General features: G+C 67.7%; 26 protein-coding genes and 1 pseudogene. 21 read left to right on the forward strand and 6 right to left on the reverse strand.

Annotation, left to right across the window (positions count from 1 at the left end):
• Window positions 1–165 (reverse strand): hypothetical protein, encoded by a 165-nt coding sequence (locus tag IE134_RS33230; protein WP_189432702.1) that lies wholly within the window; start codon window positions 163–165, stop codon window positions 1–3.
• Window positions 166–328: 163 nt separating this feature from the next.
• Here IE134_RS33230 and IE134_RS33235 point away from each other — a divergent pair, with 163 nt between their 5' ends.
• From IE134_RS33235 to IE134_RS33255, 5 genes are all read left to right on the forward strand, one after another.
• Window positions 329–820: a hypothetical protein gene (locus IE134_RS33235; RefSeq protein WP_189432704.1), complete on the forward strand. Its 492-nt coding sequence runs from the start codon at window positions 329–331 to the stop codon at window positions 818–820.
• 63 nt (window positions 821–883) lie between these two features.
• Entirely contained in the window at window positions 884–1,264 is a 381-nt protein-coding gene (locus IE134_RS33240; protein WP_189432711.1) for a hypothetical protein, read from the forward strand.
• Window positions 1,265–1,560: 296 nt separating this feature from the next.
• Window positions 1,561–1,704: a hypothetical protein gene (locus tag IE134_RS33245; protein ID WP_158726956.1), complete on the forward strand. Its 144-nt coding sequence runs from the start codon at window positions 1,561–1,563 to the stop codon at window positions 1,702–1,704.
• 62 nt (window positions 1,705–1,766) lie between these two features.
• Complete coding sequence (locus IE134_RS33250) at window positions 1,767–2,474, forward strand: hypothetical protein (RefSeq protein WP_189432713.1); 708 nt, start codon at window positions 1,767–1,769, stop codon at window positions 2,472–2,474.
• A 78-nt stretch (window positions 2,475–2,552) separates the two neighbouring features.
• A complete protein-coding gene (locus IE134_RS33255) occupies window positions 2,553–3,122 on the forward strand; it encodes a DUF3885 domain-containing protein (RefSeq protein WP_189432715.1) in 570 nt (189 codons plus the stop codon).
• 10 nt (window positions 3,123–3,132) lie between these two features.
• Here IE134_RS33255 and IE134_RS33260 read toward each other — a convergent pair whose 3' ends face one another.
• Entirely contained in the window at window positions 3,133–3,594 is a 462-nt protein-coding gene (locus IE134_RS33260; RefSeq protein ID WP_189432717.1) for a YrhB domain-containing protein, read from the reverse strand.
• Between the two features lie 31 nt (window positions 3,595–3,625).
• Between IE134_RS33260 and IE134_RS33265 the strand changes: the two genes are divergently transcribed.
• The 10 genes from IE134_RS33265 (at window position 3,626) to IE134_RS33305 (ending at window position 7,939) form a co-directional block, all read left to right on the forward strand.
• A complete protein-coding gene (locus IE134_RS33265) occupies window positions 3,626–3,925 on the forward strand; it encodes a hypothetical protein (protein ID WP_189432720.1) in 300 nt (99 codons plus the stop codon).
• A gap of 185 nt (window positions 3,926–4,110) precedes the next feature.
• Window positions 4,111–4,596, forward strand: a complete 486-nt coding sequence (locus IE134_RS33270; RefSeq protein WP_189432722.1) for an ATP-binding protein — start codon at window positions 4,111–4,113, stop codon at window positions 4,594–4,596.
• Window positions 4,593–4,916: a hypothetical protein gene (locus IE134_RS33275; RefSeq protein WP_030816043.1), complete on the forward strand. Its 324-nt coding sequence runs from the start codon at window positions 4,593–4,595 to the stop codon at window positions 4,914–4,916. Before IE134_RS33270 ends, IE134_RS33275 begins: the two co-directional genes overlap by 4 nt.
• Before the next feature lie 116 nt (window positions 4,917–5,032).
• Complete coding sequence (locus IE134_RS33280) at window positions 5,033–5,710, forward strand: GGDEF domain-containing protein (protein WP_097894114.1); 678 nt, start codon at window positions 5,033–5,035, stop codon at window positions 5,708–5,710.
• The gene (locus IE134_RS33285; RefSeq protein ID WP_030815539.1) at window positions 5,707–6,147 is read left to right on the forward strand and encodes an ASCH domain-containing protein; all 441 of its coding nucleotides are present in this window, start codon (window positions 5,707–5,709) and stop codon (window positions 6,145–6,147) included. The genes IE134_RS33280 and IE134_RS33285 overlap by 4 nt, the downstream gene beginning before the upstream one ends.
• Entirely contained in the window at window positions 6,144–6,422 is a 279-nt protein-coding gene (locus IE134_RS33290; protein ID WP_189432724.1) for a hypothetical protein, read from the forward strand. The genes IE134_RS33285 and IE134_RS33290 overlap by 4 nt, the downstream gene beginning before the upstream one ends.
• 186 nt (window positions 6,423–6,608) lie before the next feature.
• Window positions 6,609–6,797 carry a hypothetical protein gene (locus IE134_RS33295; RefSeq protein ID WP_189432726.1) on the forward strand — a complete coding sequence of 63 codons (189 nt, stop codon included), beginning with the start codon at window positions 6,609–6,611 and terminating at the stop codon, window positions 6,795–6,797.
• Window positions 6,794–7,264, forward strand: coding sequence for a hypothetical protein (locus IE134_RS33300; protein ID WP_189432727.1), 471 nt, complete (start codon window positions 6,794–6,796; stop codon window positions 7,262–7,264). The genes IE134_RS33295 and IE134_RS33300 overlap by 4 nt, the downstream gene beginning before the upstream one ends.
• Before the next feature lie 87 nt (window positions 7,265–7,351).
• Complete coding sequence (locus IE134_RS34365; RefSeq protein WP_229823829.1) at window positions 7,352–7,528, forward strand: hypothetical protein; 177 nt, start codon at window positions 7,352–7,354, stop codon at window positions 7,526–7,528.
• A 12-nt stretch (window positions 7,529–7,540) separates the two neighbouring features.
• Entirely contained in the window at window positions 7,541–7,939 is a 399-nt protein-coding gene (locus IE134_RS33305) for a hypothetical protein (RefSeq protein ID WP_229823830.1), read from the forward strand.
• Between the two features lie 465 nt (window positions 7,940–8,404).
• Here IE134_RS33305 and IE134_RS33310 read toward each other — a convergent pair whose 3' ends face one another.
• Window positions 8,405–9,232, reverse strand: a complete 828-nt coding sequence (locus IE134_RS33310) for a hypothetical protein (protein WP_189432736.1) — start codon at window positions 9,230–9,232, stop codon at window positions 8,405–8,407.
• A gap of 422 nt (window positions 9,233–9,654) precedes the next feature.
• On the opposite strand from IE134_RS33310, the pseudogene IE134_RS33315 reads away from it, so the two are divergent.
• From IE134_RS33315 to IE134_RS33325, 3 genes and pseudogenes are all read left to right on the forward strand, one after another.
• A pseudogene (locus tag IE134_RS33315) lies at window positions 9,655–10,331 on the forward strand (GGDEF domain-containing protein).
• A 562-nt stretch (window positions 10,332–10,893) separates the two neighbouring features.
• Window positions 10,894–13,335, forward strand: a complete 2,442-nt coding sequence (locus IE134_RS33320; RefSeq protein ID WP_229823832.1) for a DNRLRE domain-containing protein — start codon at window positions 10,894–10,896, stop codon at window positions 13,333–13,335.
• Window positions 13,336–13,344: 9 nt separating this feature from the next.
• Window positions 13,345–13,677, forward strand: a complete 333-nt coding sequence (locus IE134_RS33325) for a hypothetical protein (protein ID WP_189432729.1) — start codon at window positions 13,345–13,347, stop codon at window positions 13,675–13,677.
• Between the two features lie 261 nt (window positions 13,678–13,938).
• Here the strand turns inward: IE134_RS33325 and IE134_RS33330 are convergent, their stop codons facing one another.
• Window positions 13,939–14,385: a hypothetical protein gene (locus IE134_RS33330; protein WP_189432730.1), complete on the reverse strand. Its 447-nt coding sequence runs from the start codon at window positions 14,383–14,385 to the stop codon at window positions 13,939–13,941.
• Between the two features lie 200 nt (window positions 14,386–14,585).
• On the opposite strand from IE134_RS33330, the gene fxsT reads away from it, so the two are divergent.
• From fxsT to IE134_RS33345, 3 genes are all read left to right on the forward strand, one after another.
• Window positions 14,586–16,775, forward strand: a complete 2,190-nt coding sequence (gene fxsT / locus IE134_RS33335; RefSeq protein ID WP_189432731.1) for an FxSxx-COOH system tetratricopeptide repeat protein — start codon at window positions 14,586–14,588, stop codon at window positions 16,773–16,775.
• A 588-nt stretch (window positions 16,776–17,363) separates the two neighbouring features.
• Entirely contained in the window at window positions 17,364–18,608 is a 1,245-nt protein-coding gene (locus IE134_RS33340; protein ID WP_189432732.1) for a ParA family protein, read from the forward strand.
• Window positions 18,605–19,717 carry a ParB/RepB/Spo0J family partition protein gene (locus IE134_RS33345; protein ID WP_189432733.1) on the forward strand — a complete coding sequence of 371 codons (1,113 nt, stop codon included), beginning with the start codon at window positions 18,605–18,607 and terminating at the stop codon, window positions 19,715–19,717. Before IE134_RS33340 ends, IE134_RS33345 begins: the two co-directional genes overlap by 4 nt.
• Before the next feature lie 166 nt (window positions 19,718–19,883).
• Here IE134_RS33345 and IE134_RS33350 read toward each other — a convergent pair whose 3' ends face one another.
• The gene (locus tag IE134_RS33350; protein ID WP_189432734.1) at window positions 19,884–20,258 is read right to left on the reverse strand and encodes a DUF6193 family natural product biosynthesis protein; all 375 of its coding nucleotides are present in this window, start codon (window positions 20,256–20,258) and stop codon (window positions 19,884–19,886) included.
• 462 nt (window positions 20,259–20,720) lie between these two features.
• Window positions 20,721–22,328, reverse strand: coding sequence for a hypothetical protein (locus IE134_RS33355; protein WP_189432735.1), 1,608 nt, complete (start codon window positions 22,326–22,328; stop codon window positions 20,721–20,723).
• Window positions 22,329–22,643: the final 315 nt, after the last annotated feature.

Here is a 22,643-nt window from a genome sequence, read left to right on the forward strand (position 1 = left end):
TCACTCGGCCGGTGTCCAGGGCCCGTCCGGTGTCCATGACGTGCCCTCGCACCACCAGCAGTCGAACTCCTCGGGGTCCTCGAACCGAGTCCCCCAGAACCCGGTGCGGGCGCAGAACACGGCGTTGTCCTCGCCGCACCACCCGCACACGAACAGGAACCACATCCAGAAACCCCACTTCCCCACACCAGTCCGGCGCCCCCCTGTGGGCGCCGGACGACCCCAGCTTGACGGCAACCACCAGCCCACAGAGGCCGGTTGCAGCATTCCCCGAGACCGGTTTCCCCCGGCCCAAATGCCTTCCCGTCCGTATGATCGGAGACCCCCGGTGGACCCCCTGCACACCCAGCACGGCCTGAACGAGTCCGAGGCCGCAGCCGAAGCCCAACGCCTGCTCGACGACTGGGCGTCCCGGCCCGTACGCCACCACCCCACCTCGTTCCGCGACAAGACCGAGCCGCCCGCCTTCGGCCCCACCCCGCCCGTGAAGCAGGAAGACCACCGGATCGTCCCGGCCTGGGCAGCCGGGATCGCGGTCGCGAGCATCGGTGTCGGAGCCGGGATCACCGGCGTCGGCTGCGGTGCCTGGCTGGTCCTCCACGGCCTCGCCTCAGTCACGCTCAACAGCGTGCTGATGGTGACCCTGCCCCTCGCCGGCCTCGCGATGACCGTGACCGCGATCGGAGGCGCGATCAGCAAGGCGCGGGCGGCCATCACCACGAACGTCTACGAGGCCCCGGTCACCCAGCACACCATGATCGACAACAGCTCCACCACCCGCGGCATGTTCTTCGCCCGCACCCGCAACACGATCCGCTGACTCACCGGCCCCCTGGCCGCCATGCACAACATCCTGCCCAGTCCCCACCCCGTGGAGGTCACGGTGTCTTTTCTCCGACTCACCCGGGAGGCCCTCGCAGGCCTCGCATCGTCAGGCCGGTCCTACGCCTATACCAGCCCCAGGGACCTCGACGAACTCCTTACGGAGCAGACCGCGGCCGCCAACCGGGAAGCCGCCGACCACACCGCCGCAGCCTCCCAGCTGCACGCCGACGAACTCCACCTGCAACCCGGGCTCCTGGAAGCCCGCCGCGACATCCTCGCCGACATCCACTACCTGGAAGGCCTCCTGATCGGCGCCCGCGCCAGGAACCTGAGCCACGAACTCGTCGAGCACCTCGCCGCCGCCGTCGACACCGGCCACCAACTCACCGCGCGCCTGGCAGAAGCCACCCGCGCCACCATCACCGACACTGAGCACTGACACCCGCCGTACCGCCCAGCCCGGGCCACAGCGTCGACACCGGCGGCCAGTTCTGCGGCAGCATCCCGGCCACCTGAACGCCCCTCCGCCCCGGGCCTCGCAGGCCGGGGCGCTGCCCGCCCACCGCTTCAACGTGCCCCGTCGGCTCCGGCCGACGGGGCACCGCATTTCCCCAGCACCAACCGCTGACCCGGCCACCTGCCCGGCCCTCACCCTCTTCCGGATCATCCGGGGGGTGAGGCCCGGCCAGGCCGCCCGGCCTGCACCCCCAACACACCCTCGCAGGGAGCTTTGCCATGCCCGTTCGCACCCTCACCGCCGCCCGTCCCGGCCCCGTCCTGGTCGATGCCCAGCTCCTCGGGGCGGCGGGGACCATCACCGTCCGCACCGCCCACGACCGGACGACGGTGGAGATCACCCTCCGCACCGCTGAGGACTGAGCCCTTCGTCCCTGGCGCGGACGCGCTCCCTCATTCAGCGCCCGCTGGAACGGTTGGCCTGGATGGACGACGAGGGCATCGCCCTGGCCGACCTCAACCAGCCGACTCTCGACCGCTGGCTGTGCCAGGGCAAGCAACATCGCCGAGACATCCGCCAGTTCATGCAGGGGGCACATCGCCACAAGCTCGCCCGACGCCTAGATGTGCCCAGAAGCCGGGTGGAACAGCCCAGCGTCTTCATCGAAGACGACGAGCGTCTACAGCAGCTCCGACGCTGCGTAGAGGACGAGACCATCCCGCTTGCCGCGCGAGTAGTCGGCAGCCTCGTCCTCCTCCTCGGCCTGCAGATCAGCAAGATCCTCCGGCTCACCACCGAGGACGTGTCGCTGAACGGAAGCACCGTGCGCCTGCATCTGAACGACCACCACGTGGACCTGCCGCCCCGCATCTCGGCCCTCGTCGGGCAGCGCCTGGAGCAAGCGGAAGCGGCCTGGGAGAACAACCGCACCGCCAGCACAACCCCATGGCTCTTCCCGGGCCACAACCCGGCTCGTCCGTTGGGCCTGCAGTCGATCCACATTCAACTCCGCAAGCACGACCTCAAAGGGCTCGCCGGTCGCAACACCGCCCGCCTCGCCCTCGCCGCCAACGTTCCTGCGTCAATCCTCGCTGAAGTCACAGGCACCAGCGTGAGCAATGCGACCCGGTGGGCCACGCTGGCCAAGCGTGACTGGACCGGCTACATCAGCAGTCGGCGAATCGGCGGCTAAGAAGTCGGTTTCTCTCGTGGGTGAGCCGCGACATCATGGGCGTCGGTAGGTTCACATGCGAGAGGACGAGTGCGGCGGGTGTCAGGAGATGGGCAGACGGATCTGACGGAGCTGTGGCAGCAGCGTTGGCCCAGTTGCCCTCCGGTTGGGTACAAGCTCCGCGACCCGTATCGGGATGTCTGGGTACGTTTTCACAGCCTGCCGGAGTCGAAGCGGTACGCGGAGGACGCGAGCGAGTACACCGTCGTCCTCGAGCGTTACAACACCGTCCTTGAGGAGTTGTTCGCCGGCGCGGACGTGTATGTGATCACTCCGCTTTGGACGACCGAGGCCGATGTTCCGCCATTGGAACCCGTCACGGGGTATTGGCAGAGCCTGCTGGTGGAGGACGATCCTGACCCTGAGTTCCGCACGTACTGCCATCTCTTTGCCGCCCGCCGGACCTGGCAGCGCGGCTGCATCGACGACTTGCTCCGAGATATCGCCGACGACAAGATGGCGGGAATCCTCATCACCGACACCCGCATGCAGCGCATCCACCACCCCTACGACGGTGGCGCCGATGTCTTCCTCGCCACGCCCGAAGAACGGGACCGGATGCGCGATCGGCACGCTGACTGGCTTTCCAGTCACCCCTTGGGTCTCTGACCGGCTCGGATTACCGCTCCGCTCGAATGGTCTTTACCGCAAGCACCGGGTTGAGGGGCTCCACCAACTCTTTGGTCGCGACGGCCACGAGGCGCGCGGGCGCATCATCCTCCAGCAACGCGCTCACGTACTCGATGGCCTCCGCGGGCGAGAGCACAGGCAGCCTTTGGCGCAGCGTCCGCACAGCATGCATGCGTCCGCGCGTAGCGGCGACGCCGCGGAGCGCATCGTGTAGATCGTCCACTGCAGTGCGCACCGGCAGCCCGCGTATCCGGGCCCGATAGTCGGCCTCCCACTCTCCGTTTACGGCGGAGACGACGCCGATCTGGTGCAGTCCTCCGTCGACGCGGTCGACCAGATACGGCCCGTTGCCAATCAGCGCGTACTTCGAGTCCCGGGTGCGTACGAAGTCCTCGGACTGCCAGGAAACGATCCACACCAGCTCGTGCTCCTTGACACGGACCACAGCCATCACCGCCTATCCCGACACTCTGAGCCAGGCAGTGGACCAGGACGCGTGGACCGGATTCCCGGCCCTGATGGACAACAACGTTCAGCCCAGCGCGGTGGCGCACCTCGACGGCGGGCTGTGGCTGCACCACACGATCACCGCGGACGCCGACTACCGGGACGTCCTCACCCTCCTCGTGCCCTGCGCCTGCGGCCTCGGCTACGTCCCCTCGCTCCTGGAGGACGAGAGGGATCTCCTGGAGCTCCTGGCGGAGCTGCGCGCCACCGGCGGCCGCGGCGTCCACAGCGCCGACAACGGCGGCCCGTACTGCGACAGCATCCCGGCCACCTGAACGCCCCTCCGCCCCGGGGCGGAGGGGGAGGGCCGGCCGCAGCATCGGCAAAGTGGCCGACCAGCCCCGTCCCCTTCACCCGCACGCGAGATCAGGAGACCCACCAGGTTGACGCACCACCCTCACGCCACCGAGCGCGGCCCCGCCACGCGGCCGGGGCCGCCCGCCGCAACCGGAAGGACCCGATGAACCGCCTGACCCTCGCCCCCGGCACGATGTGCACCCTGATCGGGCCGCCGGGCTGCGGCAAGTCCGCCTTCGCCGCCCAGTGGCCCGACACTTGGCGGGTCTCCCTGGACTTCTATCGCAAGCTCGCCGCCGATACCGAGACCGACCAGTCCGCGACACCGGTCGCTGTGCAGATCCAGGACCTGCTCCTGGGCGCTCGCCTGGCCCGTGGCCTGACCACGATCGTCGACTCCACCAACCTGCGCGCTTCCGTCCGGGCCGGGCTGCTGGCCCGCGCCGCCCACTGGGAGCGCCCGGCCGTAGCCGTGCTGTTCGACGTACCCCTGGCGATCGTCGAGGCACAGAACGCCGGCCGCGGCCGGGTCGTGCCCGCCCACATCGTTCGCGAGTTCCACCACCAGCTGCCCACCGCCGAGCAGCTGCACGAAGAGGGCTGGCCCACGGTGCACCTGGCCTCCACCCTCACCAACTCCGCCCGATGACCGGCACCGGCATCGGCACGCGCGACAACCCCGTGCCCGCCACCCCCGACACCCTGCCGGGCGCGTGCTACTGGTTCACCGACCCCGACGGGGCGCTCTGCCTCTCCCCCGGGTGCATGGCCCGGATCCAGGACCCCGACGCGCAGTGCCTGTGCGACACCCTCACCGCCCGACTCGACCGGCTCACCGGCAGGCTGCGGGACCTGGAAGAGCGCCACGAGTACGCCAACGTCTGGTGGCAAGCCCTGAGCTCCGTCGTACGCGACCACCCCGACGGCCGGGCCATCGTCACCGAGACCCGCGCCCGCACCGGCCGCTGACGGCCCGAAAGGCACCCCGCGCAACCACCACAACAGAAAACGCTCGGGACCGCCGAGGCAACGGCGGTCCCGAGCTACCCCCACCCGTGCATGAGACGAGAGAGGGACACCTCAGTATGAACGCCGCCGTGCGCTTACCGGGCCGGTACAGCCGGCACGCACTCCTGATCGCCACCGCAGCCGTACCGCTGACCGGCTGGGCTGCCCACGCCCTCACCCTGCACAAGCGCCTCGCCGCCACCCGCAAGGACCCGCTGACCGGCCTGCTGCGACGCGACGCCTACACCGCCCGCGCCCGCCGCCTCCTGGCCCGCCACGGCGACGACCTGGCCGTCGTGATGGTCGACGCCGACCATTTCAAGACCGTGAACGACACCCTGGGCCATGCGGCGGGCGACGCCGTACTCACCGCCTTCGGCACCCGGCTCACCGCCTGGGCGGGCCCGCACGCAGCCGTCGGCAGGCTCGGAGGCGACGAGTTCGCCGTCGTTCTGGGCCTGGCCCCGGGTCGCCGCGCGCAGCGCCTGGAGCAGCTGGTGCGGATGCTCCACACCCCGGTCGTCCTGGACGACGGCCGCACGGTCGACGTCGCCGCCTCGGTCGGCGCCGCGACCCCGGACGTCCTGGGCACCCGGGACCTGACCGCACTACAGAGGGCGGCCGACGTCGCGCTGTACGCCGGGAAACACTCCGGCCGGGCCGTCGTCGCCACGGCCGCGCACGCGACCACGCCGTCCATCAACGGACGCCGCGTCGGCCGCCCGGGGACAGCGGTCTGGGGGCGTGCCGCATGAGCGCCCTGACCTTGCCCGAGGACGACTGGATCCGGGGCATCAGCATCAAGCAGCCCTGGACCGCCGCGATCCTGACCGGTGCGAAGACCATCGAGAACCGGCCCCGGCCATGGAAGCCGGGCTGGGTGCTTCTGCACGCGAGCCAGCAGACCGATAAGCCCGCCCTGCGTCTCCCGCTGGTCGCCCGCACGATCCACGGCCGTCAGCTGGTCACCGGCGCGGTGATCGGCATCGCCCGGATCACCGGCAGCCACCAGGACCCCGACGGGGCCCCGCTCTGCTCCCCGTGGGCGCACCCCGGCGCATGGCACCTGGAACTCGCCGATGTCCAGGAGCTCCCCCTGCCCGTCCCCGCACGCGGACAGCTCGGCCCCTGGAAGCCGACCGGCGACCTGCTGGGCCAGGTCTTCCAGCAGCTGCCCGGCTTCCGCCCGTGACCCGCACCCGCAACAAGAAGCCACCGGTGGAGCCGGGCCTGATCCCGGCCCCCGGCGACCTCCTCGACTGGTGCGACGCCAGCCACTTCGACCGCTGGCAGGACCGCCCCTGCGCCCTGTGCGACCAGCCCACCCCGATGCGCTCCCACACCGGCGAGCCCGTTCACAAGAGCTGCGCCGAAACGTGGATCGCGGCGAACCCCGTCGAGGCCCGTCTCGGCCGGTTCGCCTCGGACGCCCACGTCGGCCGCCGCCGAGGCCACGACCACGCCTGAACCACCCCTGCGGGACGGCTCACCGTTTCCGCCCGCCACTCACCAAGAAGGCGTCGCCGAGTCGTGACCCCGAGCGGCTCGCCGCGGTGAGTGAACCGGTGACCACACCCCGGTTCACTCACCGCATGCCCCGCCACAGCGCCACCGCAGCGTCCACTCCTGAACCCCCTCCTCCGGAGGCACCTCATGAGCACCAGCACGCACGACCGCGCCTACCCCGAACCCGCCGCCCACCCCAACTGGACCACCCGCCGACCCGCACCGCGCCTCCTCACGCCCGCACAGCAGCAGCGCAACCGCGAAGCCCTCCTTCTCGCCCAGCACACCCCGAGCCCCCGCCGCACACGGAAGAACCCCACGGAGGCAGCCCGATGAGCCTCGTCACCCTCGACGGATACATCGACACCACCCCCGAGACCGGCACCGGCACCACCGTCCGCTTCGACCTGATCCACTCCCCCGACCACCTGGACGCCACCGACCCGGACGCCCCCGAGCAGGTCTACGCCTGCACCACCGATCACCCCGCGGCCGCCGAACTGGTCCTGCACCAGGCGAGGCTCGGCGACCTTCTCCGAGTCACCGGCACCATCACCGAACCCGACGCCCCCGGCACTCCCCCGCACCTGCGCGTCCACACCGTCGACATCCTCGACGTCGTACAGCTGACCACCGTCAGCGGCACCGTGCTGGAGCGCTACGGCAACTACGTCCTCGTCTTCGACGCCGACCGCAACGAGGTCCCCGTGTTCACCACCGCCGGCACCTGGGTCGGCGAAGCCACGACCCCCGAAAGCATCGGACACCTCATCCGCGCCTTCGAGAACACCAACCACCCCTGAGCACCCGACCGTACGCGGCCACCAGCCATCCCCTATCGGTACGGACACCGCGTCGCACCCAGCAGCCCCACACCCAAGGACCAGCCCATGACACGCCTCTTCACCGAGTTCCTGAAGCGGATCGCCGACATCACCACCCAACTCACCACACAGGGCATCCCGCTCACCGCCCCCCTCACCCCCGCAGCACCGCCGGACCCCGACGACCCCTGGGGCAGCAACCACCCCGCACCGCCGGTCGACCGCACCACCCTCGCCTGGTGAACCGCCGTACAGATGCTCGCCGACCACCACCACACCGCGATCGAACGGCAGATCCTCGCCGCCGACGCCCTGCTCCGCGAGCTCGGAGTCCGCGGCCTCGCCCAACTCCACTCCGACCTCCACCACGGCGCGCCCATCGACTACCGCTTCACGCGGTGCCCCTACTGTGGTGGCCTCGGAGAGGACCCCACGCTGCCGGACTGCCGAGAGGTCGGCTGCCCACCGCAGTACGAGTTCGCCGACCACCCGCACATCTGCCCCGTCTGCGAGGGCGCGGACTACCAGCCCGAATGGTTCGCGAAGAAGCGCGTTACCGAGCGCGACCGGTGGCTCGCTACCTCCCCTGGCAATAGGCCTGGACGGACCTCGTGGTACCGGAGGATGTCTCAGCGTTTCCGAAAGCGTCGGTGAGCTTTCTGCAGAGAGCAACGTCAGGCCCGTAACCCCCCCTCGCGAGGGGGGGTTACGGGCCTCTTTTGGGTATGGCAACGGCGTCGCATGTCTGCCGCACCCCGCACGCGATCCGTCGTACCCCGGACCTCGGCGCAGCTCCTCAGGTGACACATTTCGCGTAAGTGACTTTCCGTCTGAAAAGCGAAGCGCTACATCGGGCCTTGTGTGGACGATCTCCGCAGTGCCGGGGTGATGGGATGCGGCACAGCCCGAGAGGCCGCCTGTGGGCCGCACAGCCGTTTTTGCCGCCCTTGAAAGGGAGTTGGCTCACTCGAATGGCTCTACAAGGCGGGCCTGTGTGACTGAGCGTGCCAATTCGCCTCTGAGCGTCATAGGTCGGCATCCGGGGCCTCGATCGGGCCGTGTGGGCGAGCGCTGGGAGGGAGGGGCCCGGTTTGGTGCCGACAGGACCTCTCGGGCCACCTATCCGGTCGCTCGGGCGAAGTGGGATTGCGCGCGCAGCGCAGGCAGCCGGGCGGCGTCTTCCGCTCCGGCCAGGCTCTCGCCCAAGGCCAGCAGCGAGAGGAGGCGCACCGGCCGGCGGGCGGTGGCAGCGGCTTCCAGTTTGTGGTGGCCGTCGAGGAGGAAGTGGGTCAGGCCCCAGTGCGCGGCGGGGTCATCTGCCAGGCCGAGGGCGGACTGGCATACGTCGAGCGTGGAGATCGCCACCGCTGTGGGGACCGTTCCCTGCTCCATGAGCGCGACGTACTCCTCGACGCGCCCTCTCTCGTTCCAGGTCGGGGGAACCATGGGCACGACGAATTCGTAGAGGTGGGCGTTCGCATCGACCACGGTCTCGAAGGTCCGGTAGTACGGCGTGTGCGGGTACTGCGGGAGTCCCCAGAACTGGTCGATCCCCCACGCCGTGACCTGTTCGCCGCTGAAGTAGTCGCCCTCCTTGCCGGGGAGGACCAGCCGGGGTTCCACGTCCAGGAGGAGCGGAGGGTACTCGCCCTCCGGCAGCAAAGCTCCGAACGCTTCGATCACGCCGTTGTCGTCCGGGTTGTCCAGCGGGCCGCCCAGCCGTTCGTGCATGTCCTCCAAGGACAACTTCTCGTTCGCGGTCTCCAGTCGGCGAAAGAGGAGCGGGCACGTTCCGCAGTAGAAGCTGAGCTCGAAGGCCGGCTCGTCGTCGACCATGAGCAAGCGGCGACGTGGCCCGCCGCCGAGTTCCTGCAGTTCCGTCCCGAAGCGCAGCCGCGCCTCGGGAGAAGGGACACCGACGGTGCGGGGGCCGCCCGTTTTGATCATCACGGACCGACCGTACGGGACGCCGCGGACAGGCTCCACCGCGTTCTGAGCGTGCATCTGACCAGGCAGGCCAAATAGAGCGCTCAGTCACAGCGGTCTGCACGTCTTCACCGGCAGGGCCGACAGCCGCAGCGCCGCCGTACGAATCGCCCACGAGGTTTACGACGCGGCACGCACCGCGACGAAGGCCGGACGCGAGGTCCCTCACGGGCGCGCGGACGGCTGGTGCTGCTGCGGATACCGGCCCGGCTGGGACCTCGACTGGTCCGCCGCGACGGCCGGCCTCTGGAGGAGCTCGTACAGCTGGCTCAACTCCACGACCTACGAGCTGTAGTTCTACCCCGGGACGGACGCCACGACGTCCAAATCATCCGCCCGTCCCGGGCCACCCATCCCGTACAAGACGAGAGGGAGACCCCAGTATGAACTCCACCGTGCGTGTACCGGGCCGGATCGGCCCGCGTACCCTCCTGATCACCACCGCCGCCGTTCCGCTGACGGGCTGGGCGGTCCACGCCGTCGCCCTGCACAAGCGCCTCGCCGCCACCCGCCGCGACCCGGTCACCGGACTCCTGCGCCGCGACGCCTACACCGCCCGCGCCCGCCGTCTCCTGACCCGCCACGGCGACGACCTGGCCGTCGTGATGGTCGACGCCGACCACTTCAAGCAGATCAACGACAGCCTTGGCCACGCGGCGGGCGATGTCGTACTCGCCGCCTTCGGTGCCCGGCTCACCGTGTGGGCGGGCCCGCGCGCTGCCGTGGGCAGGCTCGGAGGCGACGAGTTCGCCGTAGGCCTGGACCTGCCCCCGGGCCGCCGCCGGCTCCGCCTGGAGCAGCTGGTCCGCATGCTGCATACCCCGGTCGTCCTGGACGACGGCCGCACGGTCACCGTCGCCGCCTCGATCGGCGCCGCGACCGCGGACGCCCTGGGCACCCGCGACCTGACCGCATTGCAGAGGACCGCTGACGCCGCGCTCTACGACGGCAAGCACGCGGCCGCGCGGCCCTCGCGACCAAGCAGCACGCCACCGTGCCGTCCATCAACGGGTGCCGGGCCGGCCGCGCGGGGACGGCGGCGTGGGGGCGGGCCGCATGAGCGCCACGGCGGCGCGCACTCCAGCGGCTGCCCGACCGTACTCCTGCGGCGGGGCACGGGGAGGTTCGGGGGTCTGGACTTGACCTTGTCGGTGGCCTACTGATGCCCGAGCCAGTAGAAGCTATCCGCGCAAGAGCCAACTAGATACTCAATACGGACAGTTGCCCTCTTAGGTTTCTATGCCCCAGATGGTCACCTGAGGCTATATAGGGCATATAAGTATGAACATGTTAAGTTCCTCCCTGATCATGAGACCGCACGGTCACCGAGGCGTCCGCGCCTGACCGTGATGATGGGGAGTACATAAGTGAAGACCTCTTGGCGCACGGGGACCGTCGCCATCGCGACGGCTGGCGCAGTTCTGCTGTCCACGCCGTACCTGGCCTCTGCGGATGAGCGCGGTAACGCCTCCGACAGCCCGACCGAGCAAGCCGAGCAAGCTGTCTCGGACCTGCTCGAGACCGTTCAGGCTCTCGAAGAGCATCCGATATCCGAGGCAGAGACTCCCGAAGCCGCTCTGACCGCCGCCAAGGTGCAGGACCGCCGGGTAGAGGTTCTCCAGATGCGCACCGAGACCGATACGGTCTACGCCAACGCGGACGGAACGCTCACGCGCGTATCCGCAGCAGGCCCTGTGCGCATGATCAAGGACGGGCGCTGGGTCGATGTCGATCTCGACCTGAAGCGCTCCGCCGACGGAAACGTTACCGCCGCCGCGCACCCCGAAGGCCTGCGTATGGCCGGCGGGGGCGGGAGCATCGCGCGGTCACTGAAGGCCGCGGCTTTGGCACCTGACGACGCCGCCCGCGACCTGGTCACGCTCGGCAGCGGTGACCAGAAGGTCGCGCTGCAGTGGAAGGGCGGACTGCCTGCTCCGCAGCTCACCGACAACGTGGCGACCTACCCCGACGCGGTGCCCGGCGGCGACCTGGTGGTGGAAGCCACCCGGACAGGGTTCGAGCAGTACCTGAAACTGCGCAAGCAGCCCAAGGACGGGGCGCCGCTGGTCATGCCGCTGGTTCTCCCCGACGGCATGAAGGCCGAGCAGGGTGCCGGTGGAGGCGTCGACTTCCGCGCCGCGTCCGGTGAGGTGGTGGCGACGATGCCCGCTCCCACGATGTGGGACAGCCAGATCGACGCTCGCTCGCTGGAGCACACCAACCGCAAGAAGGTCGCCATGACGGTGACCCAGAACGGCAATACTGCGGAGCTCTCCCTGCGGCCCGACACGGGGTGGCTGGCCGACGAGCACACCCAGTACCCGGTCACGATTGACCCCTCCACTGATGCTCTCGACGTCCTCTTCGATACGTTCGTCCAGGGTGGCGACACCACTGACCAGTCGGTGAATACCGACCTGAAGGTCGGCTGGCCCGGTGACTACGAAGGAAGCACCAAGCGTGTCGCCCGTTCCTTCCTCACCTTCCGGACCTCGAACTTCGCCGACGCGCTCGTGTCGAAGGCCAGCCTGAAGATGTGGAACTACCACTCCTGGTCGTGCGAGAAGCGCGACTGGGAGGTGTGGGCCTCGGGTGCCGCTGACAAGAACACCCGCTGGACGAAGCAGCCGACACGCACCGACAAGATCGCCACGTCCTCGGAGACGAAGTCAGCGGCCTGCAAGACCGAGGGCTGGGCCACCGCCGACGTCACCTCGCTCGCCAAGACCTGGTCCTCCGCCAGGGCGGAGACGGGCAGCATCGCCCTCAAGGCCGCCAACGAGGACGAGGTCTACGCCTGGAAGCGCTTCTACTCCGCCGACGTCGCCGACCAGACGAAGATCCCCACCCTGGAGGTGACGTACAACTACCGCCCCTACAACGGCACCAACCTGCAGGCCGGCGCACCGTTCATCTCCACCGGCGGCATCTTCAAGGTCAACTCCACGACCCCGACGCTGAGGTTCTCCACCGAGGACACCAACGGCGACGACAACATCGTGGGCACCTACGAGATCACCGACACGGCGACCGGGAAGGTCGTGACCACCCTCAACGCCTCCCCCGCGGCCGCGAACAGCACCTCGCAGGTCAAGGTTCCCGCAGGCAAGCTGACCAACGGCAAGACCTACAGTTTCCGCACCACCACCTTCGACGGGGAGCACTACGCGAACGGCTGGTCCGCGCCGGTCCGGTTCACCGTCGACACCGCCTGGAAGCCCACGGCGGCGGAGAACACCCTGGGACTGGCCAACACGTACTCCGACGCTGCGGATATCACCGCAGCGACTTCCTCGGACGCCACGTACGCCTCCATCGCAGTGACCGAGGACAACATCGTCTCGATCCCCTGGGACGGCAAGAACAAGTCCATCAGCATCAAGAACGACATCATGCCCAACCAGCTCTCCATCCCGGAGGCCGGCGCCAAGGGCACGCAGGTCGGCGGCAACGTCGTCTACAACACCTCCGGCCCTGTGGACACCGTGGTCCAACCCACCGCTGACGGCGGATCGCGAACCCTGAACATTCTGAAGAACAGCGCGGCGCCCAAGACCTACGAGACCAGCTTCCAGATCCCCGCAGGCATGAGCGTGGTGACGCACGACGACGGTTCCGTCTCCCTCTACTCGCCGGGGGACACCAACCCCGACGTTGCGCCGGCCAGGGAAGCCGCAGCCTTCTTCGACGCCCCCTGGGCGAAGGACGCCAACGGCCGGGATATCCCCACCAGCTACAAGGTCGTCGGCAATAGAATCGTCCAGAGCGTGGAGTTCAACGCCTCCAGCGCCTTCCCGATCGTCATCGACCCCGGCTTCTGGTCGACCACCTGGAAGATCACCAAGTGTGCGGCGACCGTGGCGAGTGTCGTCTTCGCCCTGACCCCCGCCGGATCCTCCACCAAGATCTGGACCGCAGTCCGCCTGGTGAAGCGCATCGGCGTGAAGAAGACCGCCAACCTCATCCGCACCTACGCCAAGCGACGGAAGATGACCTCGGCGCACCGCAAGGCCGTCGCGGCACTGCTCGGGATCACCGCGGTCAAGAACGCCTGCAAGTTTTAGGAGCACTCCATGCTGATCGCCCTTGCGGCACTGCTCGCGCAGTTCGCGGTGATTCTCACCCATCGCCGGGTCAACAAGGTCCGCACCCGTCCCGACCCTCCCGTGCTGTACACCGTGCTCTGCCTGTTCGGTATCGCAGCCGGCTGGCTCAGCATCGGACGCCCGGAAATCACCTGGTCCACGAGCGTCCTCGTGCTCCTCAGCGGCCTGCTCATCACAGCCGAAGCAGCTGACGCCACAGCGAAACTTGGAGCCCTCCGCTGGGTCCCGAACGCCGTATGTCTCCTGTGCGGAGCAGCCTCCACCACCTGGCTGCTCGAAGGGCCACTGCCCTATCTCTGACCCCTCCCCGGCCCGCCGCGCTTCGTGTGCGGCGGGCCGTGTCAGTGCGACGGGAACCCTGGGGGGCTGTCTCGTAACTGTGATCGCGATGCCGCGGCACCTCATCGGCAAGCACGGCCTGGAGCGCCCCGGCCTCTCCTCAAGCAGCAGCCCGGCCGTCCGGCTTGTCGCCCGGGACTCGGGCGGTGGGCGAGGCTACGGGGGCCTGGCGTAGCGGAACAGCGTCTCGTTGCCGCAGTGCAGTGGTCCGGCGAATAGCTTCTAGTAGTTGAACTGGATGTATCCTCCGATCCCCGCGTCGCCGCTCTGGCTCCTGCGGATGCATTCAAGCTGAACTGCGGGATCGGTTCCTGTGTTGCCCAGCCATGTCCAGCGGTTGTATCCCGGGTCGATGTACCGGGGGTCGAAGCGGCCCCCGTTGACGACGATGCGACAGGCTTCTCCTCCAGCCGCGTGGTTGTCGACCAGGAGGTGGGCGCTCGGGGACCCGCCGGGAAGCCACTCGGCCGGCCGGGGGAAGTCGCTTGAGTTCAAGCTGCACCGAGTCCACGTGTCCGCTGAGCCGCAGTAGAACGTGGTCTTCCACGACTGCTGGGCACCGGCGGGTTTGGCCACGGCGGTCTCCATGGGCGCTGCCTGAACTCCGGGTGCCGTGACCAGAAGGGTGCCGGCGACGATGCCGAGCAGGCTACCGATGAGCTTTCTCATTGTTGTCCGTTCTCTCGTTGATGCTTCGTGCGAGGAATCTCGCTATGTGTTTCGCCGACTACGTTGCGGGACGCAGTCGTTCGGATGCGGCAGGCCCGGAGGAACCCGGATTCAGCGGGCTTCCCACGTTGGAAGGCTTGCCTTCAGGGCTTGCGGATCCCGGACGATTCCGGAGAGCCAGGTGGGGGAGGTTTGTATACGTGGAGTTACCAAGTGCACCGCAGAAGTGGTTTGTCGGCCGGCTGCGACGGCTGTACGTCTCCTCTGGCGCACCCACTCAGGCTCAACTGCTGGCCCATGACAGGAGCAACGTCCTCACCCGGTCGTCCCTGTCGGATCTGCTGGCAGGCAAGTTCATCAAGCCGCCTCCGTGGGAGCGGGTCGCGGCATATGTAGGTGCATGCGTCCGTGCCGCGCACACCGGCAGAATCGCATTGGCTCTTGAGGAGGAACTCGCGCGGCTGCGCGCCGATCACGCCACGCTCACCGACCTGCTCGAGACCGCTGCCCCAGAGGTATGTGCACCGACGCCGCTCTGCTCGCGGTTCCGGGTCGTCCGCCTACCACCGCGCAATCCTCACTTCACCGGCCGCAACGCCGTACTGCGGGAGTTGAGGCAGCGGCTCACGTCGGGCGGGACTGTGGTGCAGGCCGTGCGCGGCTTGGGCGGAGCCGGTAAGACCCAGCTCGCGGTCGAGTACGCCTACCGCTACCGGTCGCAGTATCGGTTCGTAGCTTTCGTGGACGCTGAGGATCCCGGCCTTGTCACTTCGCAGTTCGCAGCACTCGCGCAGGAGTTGGGACTCGCGGAGGTTCCCTTCGACGAGGTCGTCCCACGCGTGTATGGCGCACTGCGTGATCACAGCCCCTGGCTGGTCATCCTCGACAACGCGGACAGGCCGGGCCCTCTCGTGAACGCGCTTCCTTCTGGCGATGCGGAGGGCAGCGGTCACGTCGTCGTCACGACCAGATCACGCGGCTGGTCGGGGCGGGCCGGCGTCGTCGACCTGGACGTGTTCACCAGGAGGGAAGCTACGGAGTTGCTGGGCCGGCGGGTTGACGGCATGACCCCAGCGGTGGCGGACCGGATCGCCGAGCATCTGGGCGACCTGCCGCTCGCCCTGGAGCAGGCAGCCGGGTACATGGACTACAACCACACCCCGCCGGACGACTACCTTGCTCTACTGACATCGCGGCTGGAGGACATGATTGCGCTGGGCGAGTTGGCTGACCGTCCGGCCGTCGTGGTTGCCACTCTGTGGCAACTGAGCGTACGACGGTTGGAAAGCGAGCGCCCACAGGCGAAACGGCTGCTGGAACTCTGTTCTCTGCTAGCCCCGGATCCGATCCCGCTGGATCTTTTCAGCAGCAGGGCCGACCTGGGGGTCACCGCTGTGGCAGACCCGGTGGCATGGGACATGACTGTCGGTGCTCTGGCCGGACTCGGGCTTGCGGGACGCGCCCGGTCTTGCCTCGTTCTGCACCGGCTGGTGCAGGCTGCCGTTCGCTCCTCGATGCCGGTCGTCGTGCGCGCCGAGGCTCGAGTGCGGCTGTGCCGTGCGTTGCTTCGGGCAGTCCCCCACGATATCCACGGCGTTCCTGACGCGGGCTCGCGATGGCAGATCCTCCTCCCGCACGTTGTGATGCTGACCAGGGACGAGCCGCCATCTGAGTGCGTTGCGGAGACGGCGCTGCTGCTAAGGCTGGCAGCGGTGTATCTCCTGTCGATCGGCGACCACCAGTTGGCAATGCCCTTGTGTGAACGTGCCCTGGTGATTGACGAGTCACTTGATGACAGGGACGCCGAGATCGGCTTTGATCTGATCACTTTCGCGCAAATCCACCGCGAGCGCGGCAGCGCTCTGCTCGCGCGTCCGCTGGCGGAACGTGCGCTGAGTCTGCACCAGTCCTGCTTACCATCCGGCAGCACAGCCATCGCGACGGATCTCGCGACTCTGGCACGCATCCTGTGTGAGCTCGGTGACCACAAGGCTGCGGTACCGCTGGCCGAGCGCGCGCTGCGTATCGACGAGACGGCGTACGGACAGGACGATCCCTATGTCAGCTTCGACTTGATCGCACTTGCGACCGTCTACCTCAACCTCAATGACCCGAGTGCAGCAGCGCCGCTGATCTACCGGGCGCTCAGCATCCGCGAGGCCCACTACGCACCTGACCACCTTTACATCGGGTACGCCCTGCTCCTCAAGGCCCAAGTCATGTCTGCTCTGGGCGACCCCACCGGCGCGATCCTTGCACACAGGGGCGCGCTCATCCTGGGCTCCCGGCTGGGCCAAGATCACGCCAAGACCGAAGAAGCCGTCGCTCTCGCCACTGGCCTGCTGGAGCGCTGGAGGCATGATGAGGACCAGTCCGGCGAGCCGGAGTAGCCCACGCTGACTCGGCCCCGCTCGAAGTCGTCCGTCATGCCCGGGGCCCGCCGGTCCCGGGCAAACCTGTTCCTGAGCTGGAGCACAGGAAGGGGTGCGGATGCACGCCGGGCCAGCACGCCGGCCCGGCACCTATGTGGAGATGCCCGCCACTTCTTCTCTCTACGGGATCCTAAGCATCGCGGGGTGTTTCGCGCATACGGCTGATCTGAAGGAGCTCAGCCCACGCGCGCCCGGGTTTGGACCTGGTGCCGCAACCCGCCTGGCGTTCACCGCCAGCCATCGTGTCCAGTGAGCCACCACGAAGTGCGGCACGCCTGTCACTACTCGCCACTCCCCCATGAGGCCTGTGCGCGATGGTTCAGCTCATGCGCTCGCCCTCCGTAACAGCCCGCACAGGCAGGGAGCGTGACTCTTCATAATCGGACGGGCCTGGGGGCGCACGGCCGTATGTGTTGATGGGGTGTTGGTCGTCCTGCATGTGGGGCCACAGTATTACGCCGTAATATCCGCCCGCTGACGGGCTCTCAGGGCATTAGCTAACGTGTCCTTGGTCAAAATGATCTCTGTCGTTAGTAAGGTATGCGCATGACTTCTCCTGAAGCAGCCGACCGCGAGAAGGTCGTTTCCAAGCTGCCCCCCGCCCTCCAGCAAGCCCTGAAGGTCCGAGCAGCGCAGCACGGCACCGACATCCAGCATGCTGTCGAAGCCGGAATCACCGCATGGCGCCGGCTCGGAGCGAACCTCCCCGCTGCCGACACAGCGGGCGCCAAACCATTCGCTACCTTCCTCCCGGCAGGCCAGTGGGACGAGTTCCGTGAGGCCTGCGCCTCCCGCGGGGTTTCGCTCATCCAGGGGCTCACACAGTCCGTCCTGTTCTGGCTCGACACCAACCCGGCCCCCGGTGTCGTCCGGCCGGAGCATCCCAAGCGGATCATCATCTGCAACCAGAAGGGCGGCGTTGGCAAGACCGCGCTCGCCGCGGGCGTCGGTGAAGCTTTCGCGGAGGACAGCGACCAGCTGCACCCCGTGCGTATCTCCAAGCACTTCGCCGCCGCGCTCCTCGATCCTGACACGGAACCGACCTCTCCCCTCGACTACGAGGATCTCCCCGGGCTCGGGCTGCGTGTGCTCCTCGTCGACTTCGACCCGCAGTGTCACCTCACGAACCAGCTCGGGCACGAGCCGCTGCCCATCGAGGGAGACTCCCTCACCAAGCACATGGCAGGTGAGGCGAAGGGCGAACTTAAGGACCTCATCGTCCCTATCGAGGACGCACGCTTCGGCGACCGGCTGCACCTGCTGCCGGCGTGCACCGACGCGTTCCTCCTCGACGTGAAGCTCTCCAGCGTCCGCGCCCGCGAAGCAGCCCTCGAACGTGTCCTGGGAACGGTCGAAGGCGACTACGACGTCGTCATCATCGACTGCCCCCCGAGCCTCGGCCTCAGCATGGACGCCGCCGCCTACTACGGGCGTCGCCGCGACGGCGAAGCCCCCGGCAACTCCGGCATCCTCATCATCGTCCAGGCCGAAGACAGTTCCGCCGACGCCTACGGTCTCCTCACCAACCAGATCGAGGACCTCCGCGGCGACATGCACCTCGAACTCGACTACCTCGGCATCGTCGTCAACCACTACGATGCACGCCGCGGCTACATCGCCACCTCCTCCCTCCAGTCTTGGATTGACATAAAGGATCCGCGGGTCGTCGGCGTCATCGGAGACCTCAAGGAGCAGAAGGAAGCCGTCCGCCTGAAGCGGCCCCTTCTTGCCTACGCCCCCCGCTGCGACCAGGCCGTCGGCATGCGCGCACTCACCAGGGAGATCTCATGAGCAAGGCAGACACCCTGCGCGCGAGTGCGTCCTTCGGCCAGGCCAGGGGAGGCATCAGCGCCCGCCGTGCCGCGATCGAAGCCGCCGCCGCGGCCCCTACCGACGGCGCTCCCCCGCCGCTCAAGCTCCCTGTTGACGTCATCAGCCTCAACCCGGCCAACCCCCGTGAAGAGCTGGGTGACCTGACCGATCTCGGAGCGAGCCTCCGCGACCACGGGCAGAAGACCGCCATCAGCATCATGAGCCGGTTCGCCTACCTGGAGGGCAACCCCGACCGAAAAAATGATCTTGAGGAGGGGACCAAGTACGTCGTCATCGACGGCAATACGCGTCTCGCTGCCGCGCGCGAAGCCGGCCTCACCGAGATCAAGGTGATGCTGGACGACGAACTCGGCAGCAACCCCGACGAGATCCTTGAGTCCGCGTTCGTCGCTAACGTCCACCGCCAGGACCTCGACCCCCTCGACGAGGCGAAGGTTCTCCAGCAACTTCTTGCCATCCACAAGACGCAGGATGCCCTCGCCGCACGCCTTCACCGCTCCCAAGGATGGGTGTCACAGCGCCTGGCCCTACTCGGCCTGACGCCGGAGCTGAAGGAAAGGCTGCAGTCCGGCGAGGAGTCGGCAGCACTGCTGCGGCGTGTAGGGAAGAAGAAGCCCGAAGAGCAGGAAGAGCACCTCCGCCAGCTCAAAGCGAAGGAGCAGGAGGCTCCACGGAGGAAGGCGGCGCCCAAGCCTCCGGCCATTCCTGCGCCCGCTCCCCCAGCTCAGGTTCATTACGCCGTAATGAAGCCCGCCTTCGGCAGCGATGACGTTGTGGGCGCTGGAGAGGTCGCAGACGAATCCTCAGACGCGGATGCAGGGGCCGTCGACAGCGAGAAGGTGTCTCCCTCCGCGCAGTCCCGGCAGCAGGGCGAGGCGCTCATGGACGCCGCGTTCGCTCAGCTCAACGACGAGCAGCGAAGTGCATTCATCCTCCGCTACTTCCAGCGGAGCGCTGGGGTCGAGGCCGTCACAGCGGACATGCGAGGAGACCTTCCTGCCGACGCGCGTAACTCGCTCGCAGATATCCTTCAGCAGATCGCGACAGGTCTGCGCGCGGGGGAGTAGCCGCCGGAAGGCGGCGAAGGACTCAGCGCATGGCAGATGGCGGGCCCCACCGATGTGGGGCCCGCCATCTGCGTCTGGTCGCCACCTGGCTCCTTGCTGGGAGCTTGTGACCCGTCTCGGGGTCGCATCAGCCGTGTATGGGGGGCAGGATCGGTCTGCGGCTCGCTCAATCGGTGAGGTGACTCGGTGGGGGCCACGGCCCCTCGAAGGCCGGCCCGCAGTCGTCAGGCAGGTGGGCCACCACCAACGCGGCCGCCTCTCGAGGGGTGAGCGACTCCCCCAGGACACGTTCCGATGCGTGCAGAGGCGCGTACACGATGCACTCTTGCGCGTCGCCCACGATGAACGGTAGGTCGTTGCTCCACGGGAACTCGGTGTTCCGGTGGAGGGTGAGCGCTCCATGGCTGGGAAACGGAAACAGGGCCCGCAGCCGAGGTTCGGCATAGGCAGCCTCTATCACTGCGGGCTCGCCCCTCCGCGCGCCGGGATGCTTGTCCAGTATCCCGCGCCACGTCTTCTCGGCCACGGTCTCCTCAGCCATCCCGTGATCATGACGCCCGGAGACAGGTCATCACAACCCGTCTCATCGGGATGGCCATACCCGGACGAGACGTTTCCGGGCGGGTCCAACTTTGCTGTTGTTGCTCAGCTCTTGGTGAGATGGTCATGTCGGCAAGGCCTGGATGCCAGGCTTCGCCTTCTCTGCGGAATTATTACGCCGTAATGACGTGCTCTGAGTCGGTGACAGCTGGAGTGCGGAGTACCGCTCGCGGAGACTGGCGAGCCCGGCCTCGCCGCCATCGATGAACATCCGGTCAACCCAGCAGTCGAACATGACGGTGACGGCGGGGACGCGTCGGCTCTGACGATCGGGCACCAGCAGGTAGGGGAGCGGGACACCGAAACCGAGTACCCGGTAGCTCTGGTCGTCTCAGCGGACGGGACCGGCGGCATGGCCAGCAGGCCGCACCGACGGCACCGGAGCCGTCCGCCGTCCCTACAGTCAGACGCTGGCGGGTTCGTCTCCTGTTGTCGGCGACTGCGTCGCCATCGGGGGAGCAGAGAACTTGGGCCAGGCGACGCGCTCAAGTAGCCAAGCTGGGAGAGCCCAGATCCCGTAGCGCCCATGCAGCCCATCGCCGTCGACGGCCACGGGGTAGGAATCGGGCCCTTGGAAGCCATCTCGGCCGCCGCCATACCAGGAGGACGGGTCATACTCGCACTCCAAACTGATTGTGCCGACCGGCTCCCCCTCCTCCTCGTCGTCGCCGAGCCAGAGGTCGATCTCTGTGCCCCAGTCCATCCCGTGGTTGCCTCCCACGGTGATGACGACGAAGTTGTCCGTTCCTGGGATATCGAACCGCTGTCGCTCTGCGAGCTCACCCTCCTCCAACGTGATGCCGGGGACGAGGCTGAGGGCCTGGACGAGCTCGGTTTCCGCCTCTTCGCTCTGGTTGAAGGCCCTTTCAACGAGCATGGCCGCAGAGTCGGTATCGGCCGACATGGCGGTGATAACTCCGTCAGCGAACTGGAAGGTGAGGTTGGCACACACCAGCACATTGTTGATGGGCACCATTGTCACGTCGTGGTCGTCCACGAGGGAGCCGATTGAGACGGTTGCCTCGCCGGTCGCTAAGAAGTAGACGACCGCGTCGGCTGTCTCCCGCCTCGACGTGCCAGGGTCGTCCCTCCGACCGTGCACCTGCTGATCCGTGCTTCCTCCTGCTTCCACACGAACCAGGCCTATGCCGGCCAACGCGACGAGACCGGTAACGGAAGCCCCCGAGACATCTGAGGCGGCGAGACCATAGTCCTGCGACTCCCACATACGGGAGTAGGCCGTCTGCAGCCCAACAACCCGCCCGATGTCGAGTACATCCTGGTTCTGCTGGTCCGCAGGAAGACGCGCAGTCAGATAGCGGATGATCGCGGAGCGCGCATGTCCGTCATCCACAGCTAGATCAAAGAGCGTGGGACGCAGCTCCTTCAGCGGCCGAACATGGGGCGCGGGTATGCCCCACGCCTTGAACGCAGCGGGGACATCTTTGTCGCTGGTGACGATCAGGATCTCGTCTGGCTCTGCCAGTTGAAGGACGTCGCGCAGCCAGGCGCCATCGCTCGCGCCCGTCTTGGTGCTCGTCGTTGGGTCGCTGCCTCCCTTGGTCTTCGCCGGGGGGCGCTGGAGAATCTGGTCCTTCAGCCCTTCGACTGCGCTGAGGCCCGTCAGCGCGATGACTTTCACATGAGGGATGGCGGAGAGGTTCGCCAGCACCGCCGCGATCACGTCGTCGCGAGACGCGTACCCAGATGGCGCTGGTACTTCGAGGCCTGCGCTCTGCAGCTGCTTACGTTGATTCCGGGTCTGGCTGTTCACGAACTCCCAGTCGCGAGCGAGATGTTCCGCCCATTCCCAGGCGACGGGCTCCGGCACCCACGTCTCGATCTCCATGCCGGCAAGACGCTTTGCCCAGCGGCCGAGCTGATCAAAGTCCGGCCGCGCGTGTCCATACGCATTGGCGTCGAACACAACTGCCCGGAGCTTCTCAAGGTCTTGAGGTGTGAGCCGGATTTGAGCCTCGTCAGTCCGTCGCGGTAGCTGATTGCGTGCCATGCCGGGATCCTCTCCCAGCTCCGCATGGCCTCGCGGTCTGTTCCGGCAAGAGCACCAGGTTGACTCACCACCAGCCTCGCGATCGACACCCTGAACCGCCCAGAGCGGCCACCTCTCAGTCAGTGCTCCTGAGGCAGCTCATTCGCGATGCTGATGTTCCCCCTGATGTCCCGCATGGGAACCTGGAGCTTCCGATCATGTGCAGAGGAAGGCCGGCGGGTGACTGCGGGAGACAGTAGGTGGCCGCGATGCAGCTGACACGCACGCACCGCATACTCATCGGGGTCGTCGTCGCGGGTGCGGTGGTCATCGCCG

The sequence above is a fragment of the Streptomyces rubiginosohelvolus genome (assembly GCF_014649875.1).
Classification (GTDB): domain Bacteria; phylum Actinomycetota; class Actinomycetes; order Streptomycetales; family Streptomycetaceae; genus Streptomyces; species Streptomyces rubiginosohelvolus.